Annotated in this window: 26 protein-coding genes; 10 read left to right on the top strand and 16 right to left on the bottom strand. The window is 72.5% G+C overall.

Annotation, left to right across the window (positions count from 1 at the left end):
- Positions 1-11 precede the first annotated feature (11 nt).
- Entirely contained in the window at positions 12-158 is a 147-nt protein-coding gene (locus tag ACW9J6_RS15290) for a hypothetical protein (protein WP_457117337.1), read from the top strand.
- 76 nt (positions 159-234) lie between these two features.
- Here ACW9J6_RS15290 and ACW9J6_RS15285 read toward each other — a convergent pair whose 3' ends face one another.
- Positions 235-855 carry a translation initiation factor IF-2 gene (locus tag ACW9J6_RS15285; RefSeq protein WP_457117336.1) on the bottom strand — a complete coding sequence of 207 codons (621 nt, stop codon included), beginning with the start codon at positions 853-855 and terminating at the stop codon, positions 235-237.
- A 269-nt stretch (positions 856-1,124) separates the two neighbouring features.
- On the opposite strand from ACW9J6_RS15285, the gene ACW9J6_RS15280 reads away from it, so the two are divergent.
- Together ACW9J6_RS15280 and ACW9J6_RS15275 are read left to right on the top strand one after the other, a co-directional pair.
- Complete coding sequence (locus ACW9J6_RS15280; RefSeq protein WP_457117335.1) at positions 1,125-1,346, top strand: hypothetical protein; 222 nt, start codon at positions 1,125-1,127, stop codon at positions 1,344-1,346.
- The gene (locus ACW9J6_RS15275; protein ID WP_457117334.1) at positions 1,339-1,656 is read left to right on the top strand and encodes a hypothetical protein; all 318 of its coding nucleotides are present in this window, start codon (positions 1,339-1,341) and stop codon (positions 1,654-1,656) included. Before ACW9J6_RS15280 ends, ACW9J6_RS15275 begins: the two co-directional genes overlap by 8 nt.
- Before the next feature lie 18 nt (positions 1,657-1,674).
- On the opposite strand, the gene ACW9J6_RS15270 is transcribed toward ACW9J6_RS15275, so the two are convergent.
- The 3 genes from ACW9J6_RS15270 to ACW9J6_RS15260 all read right to left on the bottom strand — a co-directional run bounded on the left by ACW9J6_RS15270 (position 1,675) and on the right by ACW9J6_RS15260 (position 3,356).
- The gene (locus ACW9J6_RS15270; RefSeq protein ID WP_457117333.1) at positions 1,675-1,872 is read right to left on the bottom strand and encodes a hypothetical protein; all 198 of its coding nucleotides are present in this window, start codon (positions 1,870-1,872) and stop codon (positions 1,675-1,677) included.
- 70 nt (positions 1,873-1,942) lie between these two features.
- Positions 1,943-2,608 carry a DUF4142 domain-containing protein gene (locus tag ACW9J6_RS15265; protein ID WP_457117332.1) on the bottom strand — a complete coding sequence of 222 codons (666 nt, stop codon included), beginning with the start codon at positions 2,606-2,608 and terminating at the stop codon, positions 1,943-1,945.
- A gap of 541 nt (positions 2,609-3,149) precedes the next feature.
- Entirely contained in the window at positions 3,150-3,356 is a 207-nt protein-coding gene (locus tag ACW9J6_RS15260; protein WP_457117331.1) for a hypothetical protein, read from the bottom strand.
- Positions 3,357-3,464: 108 nt separating this feature from the next.
- Here ACW9J6_RS15260 and ACW9J6_RS15255 point away from each other — a divergent pair, with 108 nt between their 5' ends.
- On the top strand, positions 3,465-3,737 hold the full coding sequence (locus ACW9J6_RS15255; protein ID WP_457117330.1) for a hypothetical protein: 273 nt from the start codon (positions 3,465-3,467) through the stop codon (positions 3,735-3,737).
- Between the two features lie 316 nt (positions 3,738-4,053).
- Here the strand turns inward: ACW9J6_RS15255 and lpdA are convergent, their stop codons facing one another.
- From lpdA to ACW9J6_RS15210, 9 genes are all read right to left on the bottom strand, one after another.
- Positions 4,054-5,490 carry a dihydrolipoyl dehydrogenase gene (lpdA, locus tag ACW9J6_RS15250; protein WP_457117329.1) on the bottom strand — a complete coding sequence of 479 codons (1,437 nt, stop codon included), beginning with the start codon at positions 5,488-5,490 and terminating at the stop codon, positions 4,054-4,056.
- Positions 5,491-5,883 (bottom strand): endonuclease domain-containing protein, encoded by a 393-nt coding sequence (locus ACW9J6_RS15245; RefSeq protein WP_457117328.1) that lies wholly within the window; start codon positions 5,881-5,883, stop codon positions 5,491-5,493.
- A gap of 228 nt (positions 5,884-6,111) precedes the next feature.
- The gene (locus tag ACW9J6_RS15240) at positions 6,112-7,545 is read right to left on the bottom strand and encodes a pyruvate dehydrogenase complex dihydrolipoamide acetyltransferase (protein ID WP_457117327.1); all 1,434 of its coding nucleotides are present in this window, start codon (positions 7,543-7,545) and stop codon (positions 6,112-6,114) included.
- A 15-nt stretch (positions 7,546-7,560) separates the two neighbouring features.
- Positions 7,561-8,169 carry a Uma2 family endonuclease gene (locus ACW9J6_RS15235; protein WP_457117326.1) on the bottom strand — a complete coding sequence of 203 codons (609 nt, stop codon included), beginning with the start codon at positions 8,167-8,169 and terminating at the stop codon, positions 7,561-7,563.
- A 182-nt stretch (positions 8,170-8,351) separates the two neighbouring features.
- Complete coding sequence (locus tag ACW9J6_RS15230) at positions 8,352-8,954, bottom strand: Uma2 family endonuclease (RefSeq protein WP_457117325.1); 603 nt, start codon at positions 8,952-8,954, stop codon at positions 8,352-8,354.
- A gap of 9 nt (positions 8,955-8,963) precedes the next feature.
- The gene (locus ACW9J6_RS15225) at positions 8,964-9,245 is read right to left on the bottom strand and encodes a DUF5076 domain-containing protein (protein WP_457117324.1); all 282 of its coding nucleotides are present in this window, start codon (positions 9,243-9,245) and stop codon (positions 8,964-8,966) included.
- 4 nt (positions 9,246-9,249) lie between these two features.
- Positions 9,250-10,704, bottom strand: coding sequence for a pyruvate dehydrogenase complex E1 component subunit beta (locus ACW9J6_RS15220; RefSeq protein ID WP_457117323.1), 1,455 nt, complete (start codon positions 10,702-10,704; stop codon positions 9,250-9,252).
- Positions 10,705-10,732: 28 nt separating this feature from the next.
- Positions 10,733-11,773 carry a pyruvate dehydrogenase (acetyl-transferring) E1 component subunit alpha gene (gene pdhA, locus ACW9J6_RS15215; RefSeq protein ID WP_457117322.1) on the bottom strand — a complete coding sequence of 347 codons (1,041 nt, stop codon included), beginning with the start codon at positions 11,771-11,773 and terminating at the stop codon, positions 10,733-10,735.
- A gap of 98 nt (positions 11,774-11,871) precedes the next feature.
- Positions 11,872-12,183 carry an FtsB family cell division protein gene (locus ACW9J6_RS15210; RefSeq protein ID WP_457117321.1) on the bottom strand — a complete coding sequence of 104 codons (312 nt, stop codon included), beginning with the start codon at positions 12,181-12,183 and terminating at the stop codon, positions 11,872-11,874.
- A gap of 446 nt (positions 12,184-12,629) precedes the next feature.
- Here ACW9J6_RS15210 and ACW9J6_RS15205 point away from each other — a divergent pair, with 446 nt between their 5' ends.
- Genes ACW9J6_RS15205 through ACW9J6_RS15195 form a run of 3 tightly spaced genes read left to right on the top strand, consistent with a single transcriptional unit; the run spans position 12,630 to position 15,433 of the window.
- Positions 12,630-13,700, top strand: a complete 1,071-nt coding sequence (locus ACW9J6_RS15205) for an aromatic ring-hydroxylating dioxygenase subunit alpha (RefSeq protein WP_457117320.1) — start codon at positions 12,630-12,632, stop codon at positions 13,698-13,700.
- A 4-nt stretch (positions 13,701-13,704) separates the two neighbouring features.
- A complete protein-coding gene (locus ACW9J6_RS15200) occupies positions 13,705-14,670 on the top strand; it encodes a PDR/VanB family oxidoreductase (RefSeq protein ID WP_457117319.1) in 966 nt (321 codons plus the stop codon).
- 10 nt (positions 14,671-14,680) lie between these two features.
- Positions 14,681-15,433: a GntR family transcriptional regulator gene (locus ACW9J6_RS15195; protein ID WP_457117318.1), complete on the top strand. Its 753-nt coding sequence runs from the start codon at positions 14,681-14,683 to the stop codon at positions 15,431-15,433.
- Between the two features lie 25 nt (positions 15,434-15,458).
- On the opposite strand, the gene ACW9J6_RS15190 is transcribed toward ACW9J6_RS15195, so the two are convergent.
- Positions 15,459-16,322: a helix-turn-helix transcriptional regulator gene (locus ACW9J6_RS15190; RefSeq protein WP_457117317.1), complete on the bottom strand. Its 864-nt coding sequence runs from the start codon at positions 16,320-16,322 to the stop codon at positions 15,459-15,461.
- A 171-nt stretch (positions 16,323-16,493) separates the two neighbouring features.
- Here ACW9J6_RS15190 and ACW9J6_RS15185 point away from each other — a divergent pair, with 171 nt between their 5' ends.
- The gene (locus ACW9J6_RS15185) at positions 16,494-17,417 is read left to right on the top strand and encodes a DMT family transporter (RefSeq protein WP_457117316.1); all 924 of its coding nucleotides are present in this window, start codon (positions 16,494-16,496) and stop codon (positions 17,415-17,417) included.
- Here ACW9J6_RS15185 and ACW9J6_RS15180 read toward each other — a convergent pair.
- The gene (locus ACW9J6_RS15180; protein ID WP_457117401.1) at positions 17,377-18,222 is read right to left on the bottom strand and encodes a LysR family transcriptional regulator; all 846 of its coding nucleotides are present in this window, start codon (positions 18,220-18,222) and stop codon (positions 17,377-17,379) included. The genes ACW9J6_RS15185 and ACW9J6_RS15180 overlap by 41 nt on opposite strands.
- A 159-nt stretch (positions 18,223-18,381) precedes the next feature.
- Here ACW9J6_RS15180 and ACW9J6_RS15175 point away from each other — a divergent pair, with 159 nt between their 5' ends.
- Entirely contained in the window at positions 18,382-19,902 is a 1,521-nt protein-coding gene (locus tag ACW9J6_RS15175; protein ID WP_457117315.1) for an MFS transporter, read from the top strand.
- Between the two features lie 33 nt (positions 19,903-19,935).
- Here the strand turns inward: ACW9J6_RS15175 and eno are convergent, their stop codons facing one another.
- On the bottom strand, positions 19,936-21,213 hold the full coding sequence (gene eno, locus ACW9J6_RS15170) for a phosphopyruvate hydratase (RefSeq protein ID WP_457117314.1): 1,278 nt from the start codon (positions 21,211-21,213) through the stop codon (positions 19,936-19,938).
- 116 nt (positions 21,214-21,329) lie between these two features.
- Between eno and queF the strand changes: the two genes are divergently transcribed.
- Positions 21,330-21,794, top strand: coding sequence for a preQ(1) synthase (gene queF, locus ACW9J6_RS15165; protein WP_457117313.1), 465 nt, complete (start codon positions 21,330-21,332; stop codon positions 21,792-21,794).
- The last annotated feature ends 103 nt before the right edge of the window (positions 21,795-21,897 follow it).

Below are 21,897 nucleotides of genomic sequence, written 5' to 3'. Positions count from 1 at the left end.
GGACCCGATCGATGCTCGCTCTCGCCCTCCTCGCCGCCGCCGCCGTGAACGCCTCGCTGGTCCTGGTCGCCGCGGACCGCCTCACGCCCCGGGCCGGCGGTGTCCTGCCGACGGCCAGCAACGAGAATCGGCTGCGGGCGACGGCCCGGGCCGCCTGAACCGTCGAGACACCCCGACGACGAGAGACCCCGCCCGGCTTCGCGCCGGGCGGGGTCTCTCGTCGTCGGGACGGGCTCAGCGGCACATCCGGTCGAGCTTGAAGCCGTTCGGCCCGCTGAACCCGGCGAAGCGGCAGCCGCCGAAGGAGCCCTCGAACCCGTAGGCATTCTTGCCGGTCTTCCAGGTGGCGCCGCCGCCGCCGTCCCACTTGGCGCTGCGGTAGCCGGCGGGGCGAGCCGGGTTGCGGGGGGCCGGCGGGGGCGCCTGGACCACCTCCCGGGCGGGCGCCTCGACCCGGCTCGGGGCGGGCGCGGGCACCGCCTCGCTGACGGCGGGCTCCACCTCGGCGGCCGGCACGGCCTGCGACACGCGCTGGGGCTGGGTAGAGAGGGAGGCGGATTTGGGCGGGGAGACGTAGCTCTGGCTCGACGCGTCGGCCCGGGGCAGGTCGATCACCCGGGGCGCCGGCCGCACGGGCTCGGCCCGCTCGTCGGCGTCGGTCTGGGTCAGGGGGGCCAGGGTCTTCACCTCGGCGTAGCGCGGGGCCGGGCGGGCGGGCGCCGGCTGCGCCACCACCGGCGCGGCGACCGACGCCGGCGTCACGGCGGCGGAGGGGCTCAGGGTGAGGTTCGCGTGGGCGACGGAGGCCAGCCCGACGCTGAAGACCGCGGCGGTGGCGAGCGAGCGCTTGATCATGGTGAACTCCTCTGTGGAACCGACCCGCTCGGAGCGCGTCGAGGGCGTCTGACGGATGTGGTCTGTCGGGTGGCCTCGGTGCCGCCCATCAGGATGTCGTCACCATGCCATCCCGCGCTCCGGGGCGGCGTGCCGGGGCGCACGCGGGCGCCGCGCCCGGATCGGAGGGTTCGTCCACACCCGTCCCGGGCCGGGCGATCCCCTTGACCGAACCCCCCGGCTCGTGGCGTGTTCCTGTTTCGTTCCAATGTGAGTCGGCAGGAGGGCCCGTGGCGAAGGCATCGGCATCCCGGGGGGCTCCGGCCCCTCGCTCGTCCCCGATCGAGGAGATCGCGGCGGCCTACCTCGCGCGGGCCGCCGGGGATCCGGACCTCGCCCTCCGCTGCGCGATCACGGATGCGCTCGCGGATCTCATGGAGGCGGAGCGGCGCACGCGGGAGCGCAGCCGCCTGATCTCGCTCGGCGGCCCCCGCCGCCGCGGCGATGCCTGACGGGCCGGGCCCACGCGACCTCGCGGGCTATCCCTACGTGGTGGTCCGGGTCGCCTGCCCGCTCTGTCCGCACCGGCAGGGCTCCTACCGGCTGGCGCGGCTCGCCGCGAAGTTCGGCCCGGATCGCCCCCTCGACGAGGTGCTCGACCGGATCGCCTTCGATTGCCCGTGGCGCCCGGCCCGGCGCCCGGGCAATCCCTGCGTGCCGGTGTGCAAGGCGCGGTTCGTGGACCTGGACGCGAGCCCGCGGCCCCCGGACCTGCCGCCGGGCCTCGCCGTCCTGAGGCTGGTGCGGGGCGGGAAGTCCTGACGGCGTCCCGCAGCACTCTCACGCGTCGCGCTTCGTCGCGGGGGGCGTCATCACGTCGTCGAGCGGGTTGTGGGGATGATCGGTGAGCGGGACGTCGTCCCCGACCTCGTGCCGGTCGAGGCCGGATCCGCCGCCGCCCTCCCCGGCCGAATCGCCGAAATCCCGCTCGCCGCAGGGCGCGCCGTCATCCGCACCGGGTCTCTTCTTGGTCGTCATCCGGAGGTCTCCGTCCCGAGTGAGCCGTGCGGGCGGCGGCCGCCCGCACGGGGCCGGCCGCCCCCCGGTCTCAGCCCTGCGGACCGCCCATCCGGCGCTGCATCTGCGAGAGCTGGGAGATGTGCAGGTGGATCAGCGGCAGGGCGCCCTGGGCGATCCGCCGCAGGGCGGGATCCTCGCCGGTCCGGGCGTAGCCCCCGTGGATCGCCAGCGCCTCCTGGTGGCTCTGGAGCGAGGCGTTGACGAACAGGGCGTCGTACTGGGGCCCCGGCTGCAGGCCGCTGAGCTGCGCCATGATCTGGGCCTTCTGCTCGTCCGACGTCATGCCGCCCGGGGGCACGCCGAGCGCGCCGCCGACCGCGCCCGCGGTCGCGCCGACCACGCCGCCCGCGACGGCGAGCGGGGCCGCCACCAGACCGCCGACGAGGCCGCCGGGACCGGCCGGGCCGCGGCCGGCCATGGCGGGCGCGCCGCCCGTGGCGGCGTCGATCCTGTTGGCGAGGGTGACCTGCTCGACCACCTCGGCCCGGGAGAACCGCTTCACCCGCGGATTGCCGGTCTTGGCGAATGCGTCGCGGGCCGTGGTCTCCAGGAACAGGCCGCCCTTGGTGGCCATGGCGAGGTAGACCGGCGTCGGGATGGCCCCGGCCGCAACCGGCTGGGCGACCGCCGTGCGCGTGACCGCGAGGGCGGCCGTGGCGGTGAGCATGCTGGTGAGAAAGTCGCGACGGTGCATGGGGATCTCCCGGGATGACCAGACGACTCCCGGGCATGGGTCACCCAGGACGTTCGGCGCGACCAATTTCCCGGCATAAGACAATGTTCCTCGACGTCTCTCGCCGCGACCCGTCCTGCCGCGATCGGCGCCTCGGATCAGCCGACCGGAGCGCCGAGGCGCATGGCCGGCGGCACGCGCCCGCGGGGCGACGGCGGGCCGTTCCGGGCCATGCGCGGGAGGCCTGCCGAGGAGGTGGGTGGGCCATGAGCCAGCGACGCGGTTCCTGTTCTCCGCCGCGCTGACCCTCTCGTGACCACTCGACCCACTGAGCGTCACAGGGAACAGCCGGGAGAACTGGTCCAAGGTGCCCCGTCGCCACGAGCCCTGCCGCCATTGCCAGTCGTTCGCGGAGCCGGAGCGCGGCGGACCGAGTGAGCAGGCCGGGATCCCCGGCGTTTACCGGGACCGTGGCCGCAATCAAGAGTGGCGGGTTGCCGCGAAAGCGAACGGTTCTAAACCCGTGGTGGTGCGAGGAGGGGCGGGCGGAGGCCCGGATGCCTCATCGGCCCGCGTCCCCGCGCGGGTGAGAGGATCGCGAGCGCTTCCGGGACGGTCCCGCCTCGCCCGGGACCGGTGCTGCGGCCGGGGCGGCGGCGAGTCCCCGCTCGCCCGCATCGGCGTTCATCCTGTTCACCGCGGCGGTGGCCGCCATCATCCCGAACCACGCGATCAGAACCTTGGCCGCCCATCCACGCCTGCGCCGCATCCCGGTCTCCTTCGATCGGGGCAGGAACGGAACCGGCCGGAGAACGGTTCCGAGCCCGACAGCGGCGCGGCACCCCTGCCTCCCGCTCGCAGGACCAGGAGGAGCACCATGAGGCGGAGTGTCATGCTGCTGGCGGCGATGACCCTGATGGGTTCGGCGGCCTATGCGGCGGAGGAAGGGGCTGCGGCCGGCGCGGCGGCGGGTGCGGCCGTGGGCGGACCGGTCGGTGCCGCGGTGGGGGCGGGCGTCGGCCACGCCGCGACCGGTCCGGACCGGGCCGGGACCGTCGTCGAGCGCCGGGGTGGCTGCTCGCACACCACGGTCCACAAGGAGAACGACAGGGGCGAGTCGAAGACGGTTCGCCGGGAGGATTGCGACTGAGGGCGGTCGCGCCGGTCGTGTGCGCTCGCGCACGGCGGTCGGGGACGGGCGGGCCTACACCGACCCTCGCCCAACACGGGCGTTTCCTCCCTCGACTCCGGGGCCGCTTGCAAAGGCGGCCCTTCTTGTTTCCCGGCGAGGGCGCGCATCCGATCACGCCGAGGGCAGCGCTTCCTCTCCTGCGCACCGCATGGCCCGCTCCCGGCCGGAGTTCCGTCTCGTCCGCCGGTGCCCGTGATGCGGACGGCCTTCGGACCAGCCGCAGAGGGCCAGCGACAACCCTGGCTCCCCGGGAGCGTCCCGGCGGGGGCGATCCTCACATGTGGATCACCCGCCCGTAGGCGTCGAGCACGCTCTCGTGCATCATCTCGGACAGGGTCGGGTGCGGGAAGACCGCGTGCATCAGGTCCTCCTCGGTGGTCTCGAGCTGCATCGCCACCACGTAGCCCTGGATCAGCTCCGTCACCTCGGCCCCGACCATGTGGGCGCCGAGCAGCTGGCCGGTCTTGCGGTCGAAGATGGTCTTCACGAGCCCGTCCGGCTCGCCGAGCGCGATCGCCTTGCCGTTGCCCACGAAGGGGAAGCGGCCGACCCGGATGTCGAAGCCCTGCTCCTTCGCCTTGGCCTCGGTCAGGCCCACGGAGGCGATCTGCGGCTGGCAATAGGTGCAGCCCGGGATCTTGCCCTTGTCCATGGCGTGGGTGGGCAGGCCCTTGATCGTCTCCACGCAGAGCACGCCCTCGTGCTCGGCCTTGTGGGCCAGCATCGGCGGGCCGGCGACGTCGCCGATCGCGTAGATCCCCGGCACGTTCGTGCGCCCGAGCCCGTCCGTCACCACGATGCCGCGACCGGTCTTCACCCCGAGTCCCTCGAGGCCGAGATTGTCGATGTTGCCGACGACGCCCACCGCCGAGATCAGCACCTCGGCGGTGATCTGCTGGCTCTTGCCGTCCGCCTCGACCGTGGCGGTGACCGACTCCTTGCCCTTCTCCACCTTCGCGACCTTGGCGCCGGTGAGGATCCGGATCCCCTGCTTCTCGAAGCGCTTGCGGGCGATGCCGGCGATCTCCGCATCCTCCACCGGCAGGATCTGCGGCAGCAATTCCACCACCGTCACCTCGGCGCCCATGGTCCGGTAGAAGGAGGCGAACTCGATGCCGATCGCCCCCGAGCCCATGACGAGGAGGCTCTTGGGCATCGCCGCCGGCACCATGGCCTCGTAATAGGTCCAGATCCGCGTCTTGTCGGGCTCGATCCCCGGGATGACGCGCGGGCGCGCGCCCGTCGCCACGATGATGTGGCGGGCCCGGTAGGTGCCCGGTCCCTTGGCGCCCTTCGGCGCCTCGGCGCGCTTCGACTCCGCGACCGCCACGGTGCCGGCCGCGTTGCCCTTGGGCGCCGTCTCGATCCGCGCCTCGCCCCAGATCACGTCGACCTTGTTCTTCTTGAGCAGCAGGCCGACGCCGCCGTTCAGCCGCGCCGAGACGCCCCGCGAGCGCTTCACGATCGCCGCCGTGTCGAACCCGACCTTCTCCGCCGAGAGGCCGTAATCCTTGGCGTGCTGCATGTAGTGGAAGATCTCGGCCGAGCGCAGCAGCGCCTTGGTGGGGATGCAGCCCCAGTTGAGGCAGATGCCGCCGAGATGCTCGCGGTCGACCACCGCGGTCTTGAAGCCGAGCTGGGCCGCCCGGATGGCGGTCACGTAGCCGCCGGGGCCGGCCCCGATGATGAGGACGTCGTAGCTGTCGGACATTCAGGGCTCCGTGACGGGTGCCGGCAAGCCGGCCAGGATGGTGTCGAGGACGGTGTCGGTGGCGCGCATCACTTCGGCGTTGGTGAAGCGCAGGACGCGGAAGCCTTGTGCCTCGAGTGCCGCGGTGCGGCGGGCGTCGTGGATCAGGTGACTGTCGTGGCCGTGCTGGTCGCCGTCGACCTCGACGACGAGGCGGGCGCTCAGGCAGCAGACATCGGCGATGGACGGGCCGATCGCGACCTGGCGGCGGAAGTGCGAACCCTCGACCGGCAGGCGGTGCCGGAGATGCCACCAGAGGCGCTTCTCCGGCTCGGTCATGGCGCGGCGCAGGGTGCGGGCGTGCGCTTTCGTGCGTGACGTCGCCGAGGTGGTCGATGATCGCTGCCACGTCATGACTCAACCCCTACTGGCTGCATGACCGAACCGTCAGGTGAGCGGCAGCAAGCGCAGGCATTCCCCTCCCCCTTGTGGGGAGGGGTCAGGGGTGGGGGTGGTGCCGCGTCAAGCGAGAGCGGTGCCTCCTGCTCCACCCCCACCTCCACCTCCTCCCCACAAGGGGGAGGAGAGGAGCCACGGCTTTGCGCTGCGGAGGACGTCGACACGCATTCTGGTCGCCGCACGTTACACCAGCATCCCCATCGGGTTCTCGATCAGGCCCTTGAAGGCGGCCAGGAGTTCGGCGCCGAGCGCCCCGTCCACCACCCGGTGATCGCAGGAGAGCGTCACCGTCATCGCCTGGACCACCGCCGGGGCGCCGTTCTTCGCGACCACCCGCGCCTCGCCCGCGCCGACCGCCAGGATCGTGCCGTGCGGCGGGTTGATCACCGCGCCGAATTCCTTGATGCCGAACATGCCGAGGTTCGACACCGCCGTGGTGCCGCCCTGGTACTCGTCGGGCTTCAGCTTGCGGGTGCGGGCGCGCCCGGCGAGATCCTTCATCTCGGCCGAGATCGTCGAGAGCGTCTTCTGCTCGGCCTTGCGGATCACCGGCGTGAACAGGCCCCCGTCCACCGCCACCGCGACGCCGACGTCGGAGTGGCGGAACTTCAGGATCCGGTCCTCGGCCCAGACCGCGTTGGCGTTCGGCACCCGCTGCAGGGCGAGCGCCAGGGCCTTGATCACGAAGTCGTTCACCGAGAGCTTGAACAGCGGCTTGCCGTCCCGGTCCTTCCCGGCGCCGGCATTGACCTGCTCGCGGAGCTTGAGCAGCGCGTCGAGCTCGCAGTCGAGCGAGAGGTAGAAATGCGGGACCGTCTGCTTCGACTCGACGAGGCGCTTGGCGATGGTCTTGCGCATGCCGTCGAGGGGGACCTCCTCGTAGCTCGCCTTCTCGAACATCGCCTTGACCTGCTCGCCGGTCAGGCCCGGCGGCAGCGCCCCGGCGGCGGCGGCCGCCGGCTTGGCGGACGGCGCGGCGGCGGGCAGCGCCTCGCCGGACGCGGCCGGGGCGGCCCGCTGCGGCGCCGGGCCGGTGCCGTCCTTCACCGCCGCGCGCACGTCGCGCTCGATCACCCGCCCGTGCGGACCCGAGCCCTTGATCCCGGAGAGGTCGATCCCCTCCTGCTTGGCGATGCGGCGCGCCAGCGGCGAGGCGAAGACCCGCCCGCCCGGCTGCGGCGCCGCGGCGCCGTTCGGCTTCGCCGCGGATCCGGCCTCCGCCTTGGCGGCGTCCGGCGCCTCGTTCACGCGCGCATACGCCATGGTGCCGCCGCCCGGCGTGCGGTCCTGGTCCTGCGCCGACTCCTCCTTGGCCGCTGCCTTGGGCGCCCCACCCTTCGGCGCCTCGCCGCTCCCGACGCTCTTCGGGTCCTCGCCCTCCGCGGCGATCAGCGCGATGAGGTCGTTCACCGGCACGTCGGCGGTGCCCTCCGGCACCACGATCTTGGCGAGCACGCCCTCGTCGACCGCCTCGACCTCCATGGTCGCCTTGTCGGTCTCGATCTCGGCGAGCACGTCGCCGGACTTGACAGGGTCGCCCTCCTTCTTGAGCCACTTGGCGAGGTTGCCCTTCTCCATGGTCGGCGAGAGGGCGGGCATCAGCACGTTGATCGGCATGAGTCAGGTCTCGGGTCAGGTCTCGGTCGGAGGCGGTTCGGCTGGATTGTCGACAGGCGGAAAATCGAAGGGAAACAGGTCGTCGAGCGGGAAGGAGACGACGTCGAAGGGCGGCAGGGCGACCGCCTCGCCGCGCCCGACGGTACCCAGCAGCAGCCAGCGGCCGCCGGTGAGGGCGAAGCCCTCGAGCACGCCGCTGACCGGATCGAGCAGCCAGAGATGGCCCACGCCGGCCTCGCCGTAGATCCGCCGCTTCGGCCCGCGATCGAGCCGGATGGTGGAGGGGGACAGGATCTCGCAGACCCAGTCCGGCGGGGTCTCGATGAAGGCGGTCTCCGGCTCGGCCGGCAGCCGCTCGCGGCGCCAGCCGGCGATGTCGGGCACGACCACGTGACGACCGAGATGCAGTTCCGGCTCGATCACGAAGATCCAGCCGCCCGGGCCGCCGCGGCCGCGCCGGAACGGCAGCGTCAGCGCGGCATACAACTCGCCGGCGGCTGCGCCGTGCCGCGGCCGAGGGCGTGGATGCGTCTCCAGGATCCCGTCGATGATCTCGGCGACGAGATGCGGCGGAACCGCTTCGAGATCCGCGTAGGTGGCGCTGCGGGTGACGGCCTCAGCCATGCTGCGGCCTCCTCGGTGAGGCTGTCGTGGACGCGGCACCCGGCCGCCATCCTGGCCCTCGGCCAGGCCGCGGGCTGCCCGGGCGATGCGGCGCTGGCACGCGATCCTGCGGCTTCGCCCCGCCCGTCGCAACGTCCCGGCCCGATGCGCGGGCGGCGTTCGATGTGGTGATCGGCATCGCGTCAGGTCTCGGTGGAAGCGGCCGGGGCGTCGAGGGACGGAGAATCGAAGGGAAACAGGTCGTCGAGAGGAAACGGCACGGCGTCGAAGGGCGGGAGCGCCACGCTCTCGCCGCGCCCGACAGTGCCACTGAGCAGCCAGCGGCCGCCGGTCAGCGCGAAGGCTTCGAGCACGCCGTCGGCGGGGTCTAGCAGCCAGAGATGGCCGACCCCCGCCTCCGCGTAGATGCGGCGCTTCGGTCCGCGGTCGAGCTGCGCGGTCGAGGACGAGAGGATCTCGCAGACCCAGTCCGGCGGCGTCTCGATGAAGGCGGTCGTCGGCTCGGTCGGCAGCCGGTCGCGGCGCCAGCCGGCGAGATCGGGCACCACCACCTGCGGTCCCAGATGGAGTTCCGGCTCGATCATGAAGATCCAGCCGCCAGGACCGCCGCGCCCGCGGCCGAAGGGCGGGATGAGCTCGCTGGCGAGTCCGCCGGCCGCCACCGCATGCCTCGGCCGAGGGCGCGGATGCGTCTCCAGGATCCCGTCGATGATCTCGGCGACGAGATGCGCCGGGACCGCTGCGAGATCCGCGTAGGTGGCGCGGCGCGGGGCGGGCTCGGCCATGGCGCGCCCTCAGTTCAGGCTGTCGGGGTCGAGGCTCTCGGCCTCCATCCCGGCGCGGATGCGCGCGAAGGCCTCCTCCTCGGAGATCTCGGTCTCGCGGGCGTAGACCCGCGCCGCCTGCCGGGCGAGGTCGATCAGCAGGCGGCCCCAGGTGGCCGGGTCCTCGAAGGCGCGGCGCAGCGCGAAGCTCACCGCCCCGTCCACCACCGCGGCGCGCAGGACCTCGACGCCGCCCTGTTCCAGGGCGTCGGGCGGGACCGACAGGGCCTCGAAGCGGGGATCCTCCGCCATCGGCCTACCGGTAGCAGACGGCCTTGGCCGCCTCGATCACCTCGGCGACGGTCGGCAGGGCGAGTTTTTCCAGGTTCGCCGCGTAGGGCATCGGCACGTCCTTGCCGGTGATGCGCAGGACCGGCGCGTCGAGGTAGTCGAAGGCGTCGACCATCACCCGCGCGGCGATCTCGGCCCCGACGCCCGATTGCGGGAAGCCCTCCTCGACCGTGATGCAGCGGCCGGTCTTCTTCACGGATTCGACCACCGTCTCGGAATCCATCGGCCGGATGGTGCGCAGGTCGATCACCTCGGCCCCGATCCCCTGCTCGGCGAGTTCGTGCGCGGCCTTGAGCGCGTAGGTCATGCCGATGCCGAAGGACACGATGGTGACGTCCTGGCCCTCCCGGTGGACCTTGGCCTTCCCGATCGGCACCAGGAAGTCGTCGTGCTTCGGCACCGGGAAGGACTGGCCGTACAGGATCTCGTTCTCGAGGAAGATCACCGGGTTCGGGTCGCGGATGGCGCTCTTGAGCAGGCCCTTCGCGTCGGAGGCGGTGTAGGGCATCACCACCTTGAGGCCCGGCACGTTCGAGTACCAGGCCGCGTAGTCGTGGCTGTGCTGGGCGGCGACGCGCGCCGCCGCGCCGTTGGGGCCCCGGAACACGATGGGGCAGCCGAGCTGGCCCCCCGACATGTAGAGGGTCTTGGCGGCCGAGTTGATGATCTGGTCGATCGCCTGCATGGCGAAGTTGAAGGTCATGAACTCGACGATCGGCCGCAGGCCCGTGAAGGCCGCGCCGACGCCGACGCCGGCGAAGCCGTGCTCGGTGATCGGCGTGTCGACGACCCGGCGCGCGCCGAATTCCTGCAGCAGCCCCTGGGTGATCTTGTAGGCGCCCTGGTACTCGGCGACCTCCTCGCCCATCACGAAGACCGCCTCGTCGCGGCGCATCTCCTCCGCCATGGCGTCGCGCAGGGCCTCGCGCACCGTCTGGGTCACCATCTCGGTGCCCTCGGGGATCTCCGCCATCGCCCTGTCGGCGCTGCGGCTGCTGATGGCGGCCGGCGCCGCCGGGGCGGCGGGCTTGTCGTCCGGGCTCTTGGCGGCGGGAGCCGGCGCCTTGGCCTGCCCCTCCGCCTGCATGTCGGGCGCGGGCGCCTTCTGGGCCTCGCCGCCGCCCTTGCCGTTTCCTTGGCCGTTCGGCTTCGGCGCGGAGGCCGCCGAGACGTCCTCGCCCTCCCCTGCCAGCACGGCGATCGGCGTGTTGACCGCGACGTTGTCGGTGCCGTCCGCGATCAGGATCTTGGCGAGCACGCCCTCGTCGACCGCCTCGACCTCCATGGTCGCCTTGTCGGTCTCGATCTCGGCCAGGATGTCGCCGGGCTTGACCGGGTCACCCTCCTTCTTGAGCCATTTCGCCAGCTTGCCCTGCTCCATGGTCGGCGAGAGGGCGGGCATCAGGATGTCGGTCGGCATGGGTGCTCTTGTCGATCCGAGGAAGGGGTCAGGCGCGGGCGGGCTCGAGCAGGACGTCGGTCCACAGCTCGGACGGGTCCGGCTCGGGGTCGTTGGTGGCGAAGTCCGCCGCCGCGTTGACGATCTCCCGCACCTTGGCGTCGATCGCCTTGATCTCGTCCTCCGGCACCTTGTGGGCGCCCAGCAGGCGCTTGCGCACCTGCTCGATCGGGTCGGATTCCTCGCGCATCCGGGCGACCTCGTCCTTCGTCCGGTACTTGGCCGGGTCGGACATCGAGTGGCCGCGATAGCGGTAGGTCTGCATCTCCAGGATGTAGGGGCCCTCGCCGTCGCGGGCATGCGCGATCGCCCGGGTGGCCGCCTCGCGCACCGCGCGGACATCCATGCCGTCGACCTGCTCGCCCGGGATGCCGAAGGAGATGCCGCGCTTCGAGAAGTCGGTCTGGGCCGAGGCCCGGGTCACCGAGGTGCCCATGGCGTAGCGGTTGTTCTCGATCACGTAGACCACGGGCAGCTTCCACAGCTGCGCCATGTTGAAGCTCTCGTAGACCTGGCCCTGGTTGGCGGCGCCGTCGCCCATGTAGGTGAGGCTCACCGCCCCGTCGCCGCGGTACTTGTTGGCGAAGCCGAGGCCGGTGCCGAGCGAGACCTGGGCACCGACGATGCCGTGGCCGCCATAAAAATTCTTCTCGCGGGAGAACATGTGCATGGAGCCGCCCTTGCCGCGGGAATACCCGCCGCGCCGGCCGGTCAGCTCCGCCATCACGCCGTTGGGGTCCATGCCGCAGGCCAGCATGTGGCCGTGGTCGCGGTAGCCGGTGATGACCTGGTCGCCGTCCTTCGAGGCCATCTGGACCCCGATCACCACGGCCTCCTGGCCGATATAGAGGTGGCAGAAGCCGCCGATCAGGCCCATGCCGTAGAGCTGGCCGGCCTTCTCCTCGAAGCGGCGGATCAGCAGCATCTCCCGGTAGGCGTGGCCGTCCTCTTCGCGGGTGAATTGCGGCGCGTTCGCGGGGGGCTTGCTCGCGGTCTTGTCCTCGCGGCGTGCCTTGCTCCCGGACTCCATCGGCCTCTCCCGTGCCCTGCGACCTTAGTCCAAGGCCTTCTAGGGCACGTGGGACCGGAAAGCGAGGCCTGGGAACCGCTTCGGCGGAGGGCCCGGTCTCACGGGTTGATGATCACCACGTCGTTCGGATGGACGCGGCCGAGCACGAGGCGGGCGCGCTCCTCCAGGAGGTCGCGGTCGATCTGGTCGCTGCGCAGGAGGGCGACGCGGCGCTCCCACTCGGCCCGGTCCGTCTTGGCGGCGTCGAGCTCCTGCTGGAGGGTGTAGGCCTGGATCTTGAGGGCGCGCTTGGCTTCGAGGCCGCGGCTGCCGCTCTCGGCCTCGCGCAGGAAGTAGCCCACCGCCAGGATCGAGGCGGCGTAGAGGCCAAGCGGCAGCATCAGGGCGCGGGCGCGGCGACGGACGACCATGGGGGGATCCTGCGCGGAGGATGGTTAAGGAAGCCTCACGGCCGGGCGTTGGCGGCTTGGACCCTTGGCCCTCTGCGCACGGCTGTCCGGGGACAATGCGAGGCCATCCTGAATGCGTGTCGGCCTGCGGAAAGCGCCGATCCAACGACATACGACGCTGGTCGAGCTCACGCGGGATCCCCTCTCCCGAGTGGGAGAGGGGTAGGGGTGAGGGACGGACGCTTCAGGATTGAACTCCGAACGTCACGCTGCCAGCGGCACGGTTCAGCATTCTTGCTGAACCGTCCGTCCCTCACCCCCGCCCTCTCTCGGAAGTGGGGAGACGTGCCTCGCATGATCCCCGGATGGCCGTGCGCGGAGGGGTGAGCCAGCGCTTTCCTCTTGCCCCTCTCCCCACATTGTATACATTCTGAATCCAAGAAGCCGCGAATCGCAGGAGGAACCGCATGACCGACGCCAGACCGTTCCCGCTCAACACGTGGTACGCCGCCGCCTGGGGCCACGAGATCGCCCGGTCGCTCACCGCCCGCACGGTCTGCGGCAAGGATCTCGTGCTCTACCGCCGCGAGGATGGCGGGGTCGCCGCCCTGGAGGATGCCTGCTGGCACCGCCTGCTGCCGCTCTCGCTGGGCTGGCTGAAGGGCGACGAGGTGGTCTGCGGCTATCACGGCCTCGTCTTCGACCCGGCCGGGCGCTGCACCCACATGCCGGCCCAGAAGACCATCAACCCCTCGGCCTGCGTGCGCGCCTTCCCGGTCGCGGAGCGCCACCGTCTGGTCTGGGTCTGGCCGGGCGACCCGGCGCTCGCCGACCCGGCCGCCATCCCGGACTTCCACTGGAACGACGGCACCGACTGGGTCGGCGAGGGCGGCACCTATTACGGCCTCAAGTGCGACTACCGCCTCGTCGTCGACAACCTGATGGACTTGACCCACGAGACCTACGTGCACGCGGGCAGCATCGGCCAGGACGAGATCACCGACACGCCCTTCGACACCACCCATTCGGGCCGCTGCGTGACGGTGACCCGCTGGATGCGCGGGATCGAGCCACCGCCCTTCTGGGCGCGCAACCTCGGCCGGCCCGGCCTCGTCGACCGCTGGCAGATCATCCGCTTCGAGGCGCCCTGCGTGGTGGCGGGCGATGTCGGGGTGGCGCCGGTCGGCACCGGGGCACCGGAGGGCGATCGCTCGCAGGGCGTGAACGGGTTCTTCCTCGCGGCGATCACCCCGGAGAGCGAGACCTCCTGCCACTATTTCTGGAACTTCGTGCGCTCCTTCCGCACGGAGGACGCGGACTTCACCGAGGCGGTGCGGCGCGCCCACGCCAACCCGGAGCGGACCGGCCTCTACGACCAGGACGCGGCCGTGCTGGAGGCGCAGCAGCGGGCGATCGACAAAAACCCCCGCATGCCGTTCTACAACCTCAACATCGATGCGGGCGCCCTCTGGGCGCGGCGCAAGATCGACGCGATGCTGGCCGAGGAGGCCCCCGCGCCCCGGCAGGCGGCCGAGTAGGCCGGTGGCCGCCCCCCTCTCCTGGCAGGGCGCCCGCCTCGCCGCCCACCGCGATCTCGCGCCGGACGTGCGCCTGTTCGAGATCGCGCCGGAATCGGCGTTCGTCCCGCCCGAGCCCGGCAGCCACCTCCTGGTCGCCGTGATGGCCGGGGAGCGGCCGGACCAACGCGCCTACTCCACGGTCGGAGCCTGCGCGGACGGGCGCTACCGCATCGCGGTGAAGCGGCTGCCGCGGAGCCGGGGCGGCTCGGCCTATCTGTGGGGGCTCGCGCCCGGCGCGCGGCTCAGCATCGGCGGCCCGCGCAACCACTTCCCCCTCGGCCGCGCCCAGCCCGAGACGCTGCTGGTCGCGGGCGGCATCGGCATCACGCCGATCTACGGCATGGCGCTCGCCCTCGCCGCGGCGGGCGCCCGGTTCCGCGTGCTGTATACAGCGCGCCGCCGCGCCGACCTCGTCCTGGCGGAGGAGCTGCGCGACCGGATCGGCGACCGGCTCCGCCTCCTCGTCACGCAGGAGGGCGCGCGGGTCGATTTTCCGGCCGAGATCGCGGCCCTGCACCCGCGCGGCGAACTCTATCTCTGCGGGCCGATCGGGATGCTCGACGCCGCCAAGGCCGCCTGGCGGGCGAGCGGCCGGCCGCGGGAGGCCCTGCGCTTCGAGACCTTCGGCAGCGGCGGGCGCCTCGCCACGGAGCCGTTCCGGGTCGCGGTGCCGCGGCTCGGCCTCGACCTCGCGGTTCCGGACAACCAGAGTCTCCTCGACGCCCTGGAGGCGGCGGGCGTGGCGATGATCGCCGATTGCCGCCGGGGCGAGTGCGGGCTCTGCGCCCTGCCGATCCTCGGCATCGAGGGCGAGGTCGACCACCGGGACGTGTTCTTCAGCGACGAGGAGAAGGCGGAGGGCGCAAAACTCTGCACCTGCGTGTCGCGAGCGGTCGGGCGCCTCGTGCTCGACACGCCCGACCGCTGAGGGAGGCACGATGTCGGCGGCGACGGCGCGGCAGGGCGAGCGGGCGCTCTCCCAGACCCTGAAGGCGCAACTCGACCTGCGGGAGCTGATCCTGCGCGGGGATCTCGCGCCGGGCGAGCGGGTGCCGGAGTTGCAGATGGTCGAGGAACTCGGCGTCTCGCGCACGCCGGTGCGGATGGCGCTGGTGCGGCTGGAGGAGGAGGGCCTGCTGGAGGCGATCCCCTCGGGAGGCTTCTCCGTGAAGGCCTTCACGGAGGCGGAGGTGTTCGAGGCGATCGAGATCCGCGGCACCCTGGAGGGGCTGGCGGCGCGGCTCGCCGCCGAGCGCGGTGTGGCCCGCGCCGGCCTCGAGGAGGCGCGGGCCTGCCTCGCGCGCCTCGACGGGATCGTCGGGGAGGCGGGCGAGGCGGTCGACGTGCCCGCTTACGTGGCGGAGAACGCCCGCTTCCATGCCCTGATCGTCGATTTCTCCGGCAGCCGCGGCCTCGCCCGGCAGATCGAGCGGGCCTGCGCCCTCCCCTTCGCCTCGCCGAGCGCGCTGGCCCCGGTGCAGGCCCGCTCGGCCCGCTCCCGCCACATCCTGACGGTGGCGCAGGACCAGCACCATTGCCTGCTGCGGGCGATCGAGTCCCGCGAGGGCGCCCGGGCGGAGGCGATCGCCCGCGAGCACGCGCGGATCGCCCACCGCAACCTGGAGCGGGTCTTCGCCGAGGGCCGCGATCTCGGTCTCGTGCCGGGCGCCGCCCTGATCCGTCGGCGCTGAGCGCCGCGCGAACGCCGAGCGCCGCTCAGGCGCGGCCTCGCCAGCGGCCCGGCGTGGTGCCGGTTGCCTGCCGGAAGCTGCGGGTGAAGTGGCTCTGCGAGGCGTAGCCGCACGCCATCGCGATCTCGGCGAGGCCCGCCCGCCCCTCCGCGAGCAGGGTCTGGGCCCGGGCGATCCGGCGCGCGACCACGTAGCGGTGCGGCGCGAGGCCGAAGCTCGCCTTGAACATCTTGGCGAAGTGAAAGGTGCTGAGGCCGGCCTCGGCCGCGAGCGCCTCCAGGGTGAGCGCCTCGCCGAGCCGGGCCTCGATCCGCTCCGCGATGCGGCGCTGGATGGCAGGCGCCAGGCCGCCCCTCACGGGTCGGCCGGCGGCGAGCCGGGCGTGGCGGCGCAGCAGGGCGTGGAGCAGCAGGTGGCAGGCCGCGTTCAGCGCCATGCGGTCCGCGCCCGCCGTCCAGTCGAGGGGCAGCACGGCCCCGCGCACGATCATCGCGGCGGACGGGTCCTCCGCGAAGGTCAGCTCCGCGAGGTCGATCCGGCGGGGATCGATGTCCAGGGCGGCGGCCTGGGCGGCGAGGGTCGCCGTGTCGATGTAGAGGTGGAACAGCCGCAGGTCCCCGCCGATGTGCCAGCGGCTCGCATGGCCGGCCGGCAGCAGGCAGAGCTTGTCCGGCCCGCCGCCCGAGACGGCACCGTCCTCGCGCACCACGCCCTCCCCGCCCGCGAGGTAGAGGCTCAGCGTGTGGTGGTCCGGGCGCTCGTAGCGGGCGTGGTTGTCGCGGTTGTGCCACTCGGCGAGCGCGAGCCCGCGGCCGGCCATGCCCGACCGGACCAGCGTCGCGCCGGTGCGGGCCAGGACGTCGCGGACGTGGGGATGCGGCTCTGTCATCGGTGCGGACTCGACCTCTGTCGGCACAGGAGGCGATCCCCGAGCCGCGGGCAATGGAGACCGGCCGAAAAAGCCCAGGAATGTGCAACGGCCCGACTGGGAACCGGCAAGCCCGCGCTGCTTCTCTCGCCTATGACGGGGACGCGCCTGCCGGCCCCGGATGCCCGACCATTGACCGCCCTCCTCTACGCCGCGACCGTGCTCATCTGGGGCACGACCTGGATCGCCATCCGCAACCAGCTCGGGGTGGTCGATCCCCAGGTCTCCATCGTCTACCGCTTCGCTCTGGCGGGCCTCGTCCTGTTCGCCGGCCTCGGGCTGACCGGCCGGTTCCGGCCCGTGCCCCTGCGCCAGCAGCCCTTCGTGGTGCTGCAGGCCCTGTGCCTGTTCTCCTGCAACTTCGCCTGTTTCTACGCGGCGACCCGCTCCGTCGCGAGCGGGCTCGTCTCGGTGGTGTTCTCGGCCGCGACGATCCTCAACATCGCCAACGCCTACCTGTTTCACCGGCGCCGGCCGGTGCCGCGCGTGCTCGCCGGGGCGGTGATCGGGCTTCTCGGCATCGCCTGCCTGTTCGGAAATACCCTCGCCGACACCGCGATCAGCGGCGAGACGGCGCAGGGCCTCGCGCTCGCCCTCCTCGGCACCTGGTTCTTCTCGGCCGGGAACCTCGTCTCCGCCCGCAACCAGCGGCACGGTCTCGCGGTCGCCTCGGTGAATGCCTACGGGATGGTCTACGGCGCGGCGCTGGTCGCGGCCGTCGCAGCGCTGCGCGGCGTGCCCTTCGGCTTCGATCCGTCGCCGTCCTACGTGGGAGCCCTGCTCTACCTCGCCATTCCGGGCTCGGTCGTCGGCTTCACCACCTATCTCGCCGTGGTGCACCGGCTCGGGCCGGAGAAGGCCGCCACCATGACGGTGCTGTTTCCCGTGGTGGCGCTCACGCTGTCGGTCCTGTTCGAGGGCTACCGGCTCACCCCGCTCGCGGTCGCGGGCGTCGCGGCGGTGCTGATCGGGAACCTCGTCGTGTTCGCGCCGCGGATCGGCCCGGCCCGGCCGCTCAGCGGCGGTGTTCCCGGAACGCCGCCGCGATCGCCCTGAGCGCGTCGCGGCTGCGCGGGTCGGACAGGGCCGCGTGCAGCACGAGCGACAGGGAGGGCAGCGGCGGCAGGCCGAGCGCCGCGCCGACCTCGACCACGTCCGGCGGGGCGAGCCGGCGGGGATAGGGCGCCACCGCGAGCCCGGCCGAGAGCGCCGCCGCGATCGCCGCGGTGCCGCCGATGAAGACCTCCGTCCAGGCCAGGCCCGCGCGGTCGAGGAGCCCGGTCGCGACCTCGCGCACGGAGCAGGCGGGCGACAATGCCGCGAGCCGCAGGGGCTCGCCCGCCCGGTGAGCGAAGCCCGGAGCCGCGAACCAGCCGAAATGCTCCGGCCCCAGCACCTCCCCGTCGCGGCGATCGTCGTCGCTGCGGGTGATCGCCGCGTCGAGCCGGCCGCTCTCGAACCCGTCGAGGAGCACCCGCGAGGTGTCGAGCACCACCTCGACCGTGAGGGCGGGATCGGCGGCCCGCAGCCGCGCCAGCAGGCCCGGCACCTCGGGCCCCATGACGTGGCAAGCGATGCCGAGGCGGAAGCGGCGGCGCTCCTCCGTCAGGCCGGCGAGGGCCCGCTCGTGGGCGGCCAGGAACTGCCGGGCCGGCTCGATGAAACTCTCGCCGCGGGCCGAGAGCCGCACCTGCCGGGGCGTGCGCTCGACGAGGCGCGTCCCGAGCCGCTCCTCCAGCCGCTTCAGCTTGACGCTGACCGCGCCCTGCGTGGTCCCCAGCGCCTCCGCGGCGCGGGTGAAGCTGCGCAGATCCGCCACCGTTACGAAGGTGCGGACCGAATCGACGTCGAGCATCGCCAGGCCGATCATCTCATTTGGTTGTCACTGAAATCCTCTATCATCACATTGCATGATGATCGAGAGGGTCGCACCATCCCCGGCGTCCCACCTCGCCGCCGGCCGGCAACGCGGGTCGTCCTGCGGGACGAGCCCGGATGGTCCAGGGACCGACGCCGCGGCATGATCCGGAGTCCATCGATCGTGACCGACCGATTCTCGCCGCGCGAGCGCGCGGCCCTGGCCGCCGCGTGCCTGTCCGCCTTGATGCTCGGGCTCGAGATCTCAAGCATTCCGGCGGTCCTGCCGACCATCGGCCAGGAGCTACGGGCCGATTTCGCGCAGCTCCAGTGGGTCATGAGCGCCTACACGGTTGCCATGACCACCTGCCTGATGGGGCTCGGCGCCCTCGCCGACCGCTTCGGCCGCCGGCGCGTCTTCCTCATCGGGATCGTCGCCTTCGGGGCCGCCTCCCTCGCCTGCGGGGTCGCCGCGAGTGCCCCGGCCCTGATCGCCGCCCGGGCGCTCCAGGGCGCCAGCGGCGCCGCGATGCTCTCCTGCCAGGTCGCCGTCCTCTCGCACCAGTTCCGCGGCGGGGCGCTGCGTGGGCGGGCCTTCGGCTGGTGGGGGATCATCTTCGGCCTCGGCCTGGGCTTCGGACCTCCGATCGGCGGCCTGATCGCGGCCGTGGCCGGATGGCCGTGGGCCTTCCTGGTCCATGGCGGGCTCGCCCTCGTCACCCTGGCGCTGGCCCGGGCGGGCGTGGCCGAATCCGCCGACCCGCACGCGGTCCGGTTCGACCTCGCGGGCGTGGCGAGCCTGTCGCTGGCGGTGTTCTGCGCGGTGTTCCTGATCATCCGGGGCGAGGCGCTCCGGGCCGCGGATCCGGTCGGGCTCGGCCTCGCGCTCGCGGGGGCGGCGAGCGCCCTCGCCTTCCTGTCCGTCGAGACCCGCGCGGCGCGGCCGGCCTTCGATCTCGCCGCCTTCCGGATCCGCCGCTTCTCGGGCGCCCTGATCGGCTCGGCGGGCATGAATTTCAGCTTCTGGCCCTTCGTGATCTACCTGCCGATCCACTGCCAAGCCGGGCTCGGCCAGGACGCCGTCGCGGCGGGCTTCACCCTGCTCGCCTACACCCTGCCGACGCTGGTGGTGCCGCCGCTGGGCGAGCGGCTGCTGCTGCGCCACGGCCCGGGCGTCGTGATCCCGCTCGGTCTCGCCACCATCGGGGCGGGCTTCGTGCTGCTGCGGCTCGCCCTCATCGGCTTCCCCGCGAGCGGCCTCGCGCTGGTGCCGGGTTGCCTGCTCGCCGGGATCGGCCTCGGGCTCACCAACACGCCGGTCACCAACACGGCGACCGCGGCGCTGCCAGTGGAGCGGGCCGGCATGGCCTCGGGCATGGACATGAGCGTCCGGATGATCGCGCTCGCCCTGAACATCGCCCTGATGGGCTCCGTCCTGCTGATCGGCATTCGGGCCGGCCTCGCGGGAGCCCTGCCGGCGGGCGCACCCGACTCCCTCGCCGCGGCCCTGGCGGCGAGCGATCTCGCGGCGGCGGAGGCTGCCGGCCTGCCCCTCGCGGTGGCGCGGCGGGCGCTGGCGGAGGGCTTCGCCGGCGTGACGCTCTACGGGGCGCTCGCCGCCGGGACGGCGGCGGCGCTCAGCCTCGCGGTTCTGCGCCGCGCCCGCATCGCGGAGGCGGCCTGACGGGCGACGCGCGTCGGTCGCGATGGTCGGGCGTCACGCCTTCAGGGCGGTGCGCCCGGCGTAACGCGCCTGGCTCCCAAGCCCCTCCTCGATGCGGATGAGCTGGTTGTACTTGGCGAGCCGGTCCGAGCGGGCGAGGGAGCCGGTCTTGATCTGCCCGCAATTCGTCGCGACGGCGAGGTCCGCGATGGTGGAATCCTCGGTCTCGCCGGAGCGGTGGGACATCACCGCCGTGTAGCCGGCGCGGTGGGCCATATCGACCGCCGCCAGGGTCTCGGTGAGCGAGCCGATCTGGTTGACCTTCACCAGAATCGAGTTCGCCGTGCCCTTGGCGATGCCCTCGGAGAGCCGCGTCACGTTGGTCACGAAGAGGTCGTCGCCGACGAGCTGGCAGCGGCTGCCGACCCGGTCGGTGAGGGCCTTCCAGCCCGCCCAGTCGTCCTCCGCCATGCCGTCCTCGATCGAGCGGATCGGGTAGGCGTCCACGAGCTTGGCGAGGTAGGCGGCCTGCGCCTCGGGGTCGCGGGTCTGGCCCTCGCCCTCGTACACGTAGGCGCCGTTCTTGAAGAACTCGGTCGCCGCGCAGTCGAGGGCGAGCACGATGTCCCGGCCCGGCTCGTAGCCGGCGGCGCGGATCGATTCCATCACGAAGTCGAGGGCGGCCTCGGCCGAGGGCAGGTTGGGGGCGAAGCCGCCCTCGTCGCCCACATTGGTGTTGTGGCCGGCCTTCTTCAACGCGCCCTTGAGGGTCTGGAAGACCTCGGCGCCCATGCGCACCGCCTCGGCGATCGAGGCCGCGCCCACCGGCATGATCATAAATTCCTGGAAGTCGATCGGGTTGTCCGCGTGCACGCCGCCATTGATGATGTTCATCATCGGCACCGGCAGGATTCGGGCCTGCGTGCCGCCCACGTAGCGGTGGAGCGGCAGGCCCGAGGCCTCTGCGGCCGCCTTGGCGACGGCGAGCGAGACGCCCAGGATCGCGTTGGCGCCGAGCCGCGCCTTGTTGGGGGTGCCGTCGAGCTCGATCATCGCCTCGTCGACCGCGACCTGGTCCTCGGCATCCATGCCGCCGACCGCGTCCAGGATCTCGCCGTTGACCGCGGCCACGGCCTTGAGCACGCCCTTGCCGCCGAACTTGCCCTTGTCGCCGTCGCGCAGCTCCACGGCCTCGTGCGCGCCCGTCGAGGCGCCCGAGGGCACGGCGGCGCGGCCGAAGGAGCCGTCCTCCAGGAGGACGTCCACCTCCACGGTGGGGTTGCCCCGGCTGTCGAGGATCTGGCGGGCGGCGATGTTGGTGATCGCAGTCATGAAAGCTCTCCGGCCGTGCCGTCAGGCCGGGCTTATCGGCCAAGTCGGCACGCCCGGCAAGCACCCGGAAGGGTGGGCCTGTATCGCCGAACGGTTCGCCCGCCTATATCGGGGCCATGACACAGGAATCGACGCAGGATACCCTGCAGCTCGGGCGGATCTCCGCCCTTCCCCGCTCGCCCGAAGAGGCCGCCCTCGACCGGGTGCCCAACCCGCATCCGGACACGGACTACCTCGCGCGCTTCACGGCGCCGGAATTCACCTCGCTCTGCCCGGTGACCGGCCAGCCGGACTTCGCCATCCTGGTGATCGACTACGTGCCCGAACGCTGGCTCGTGGAGTCGAAGTCGCTGAAGCTCTACCTGCACAGCTTCCGCGACCACGGCGCCTTCCACGAGGATTGCACCGTGGCGATCGGCAAGCGCCTCGCAGGGCTGCTGGAGCCGCGCTTCCTGCGCATCGGCGGCTACTGGTACCCGCGCGGAGGCATCCCGATCGACGTGTTCTGGCAGACCGGCGAACCGCCGAAATCCCTCTGGCTGCCAGACCAGGGCGTGCCGCCCTACCGCGCCAGGGGCTAGACGGAAACATCCAATCCCCCTTGTCCGGATCTCCTTCCGCTGCCGCTTCAGTCGTCCGGAAAAGGGGGCTTGGCCTGAGGCGGACACGCCTCGGTGTCGTCGG

The sequence above is a fragment of the Methylobacterium sp. JK268 genome, from assembly GCF_054052225.1.
Note: the sequence above shows the minus strand (reverse complement) of the source record. Positions and strands in the feature narration are given on the sequence as shown.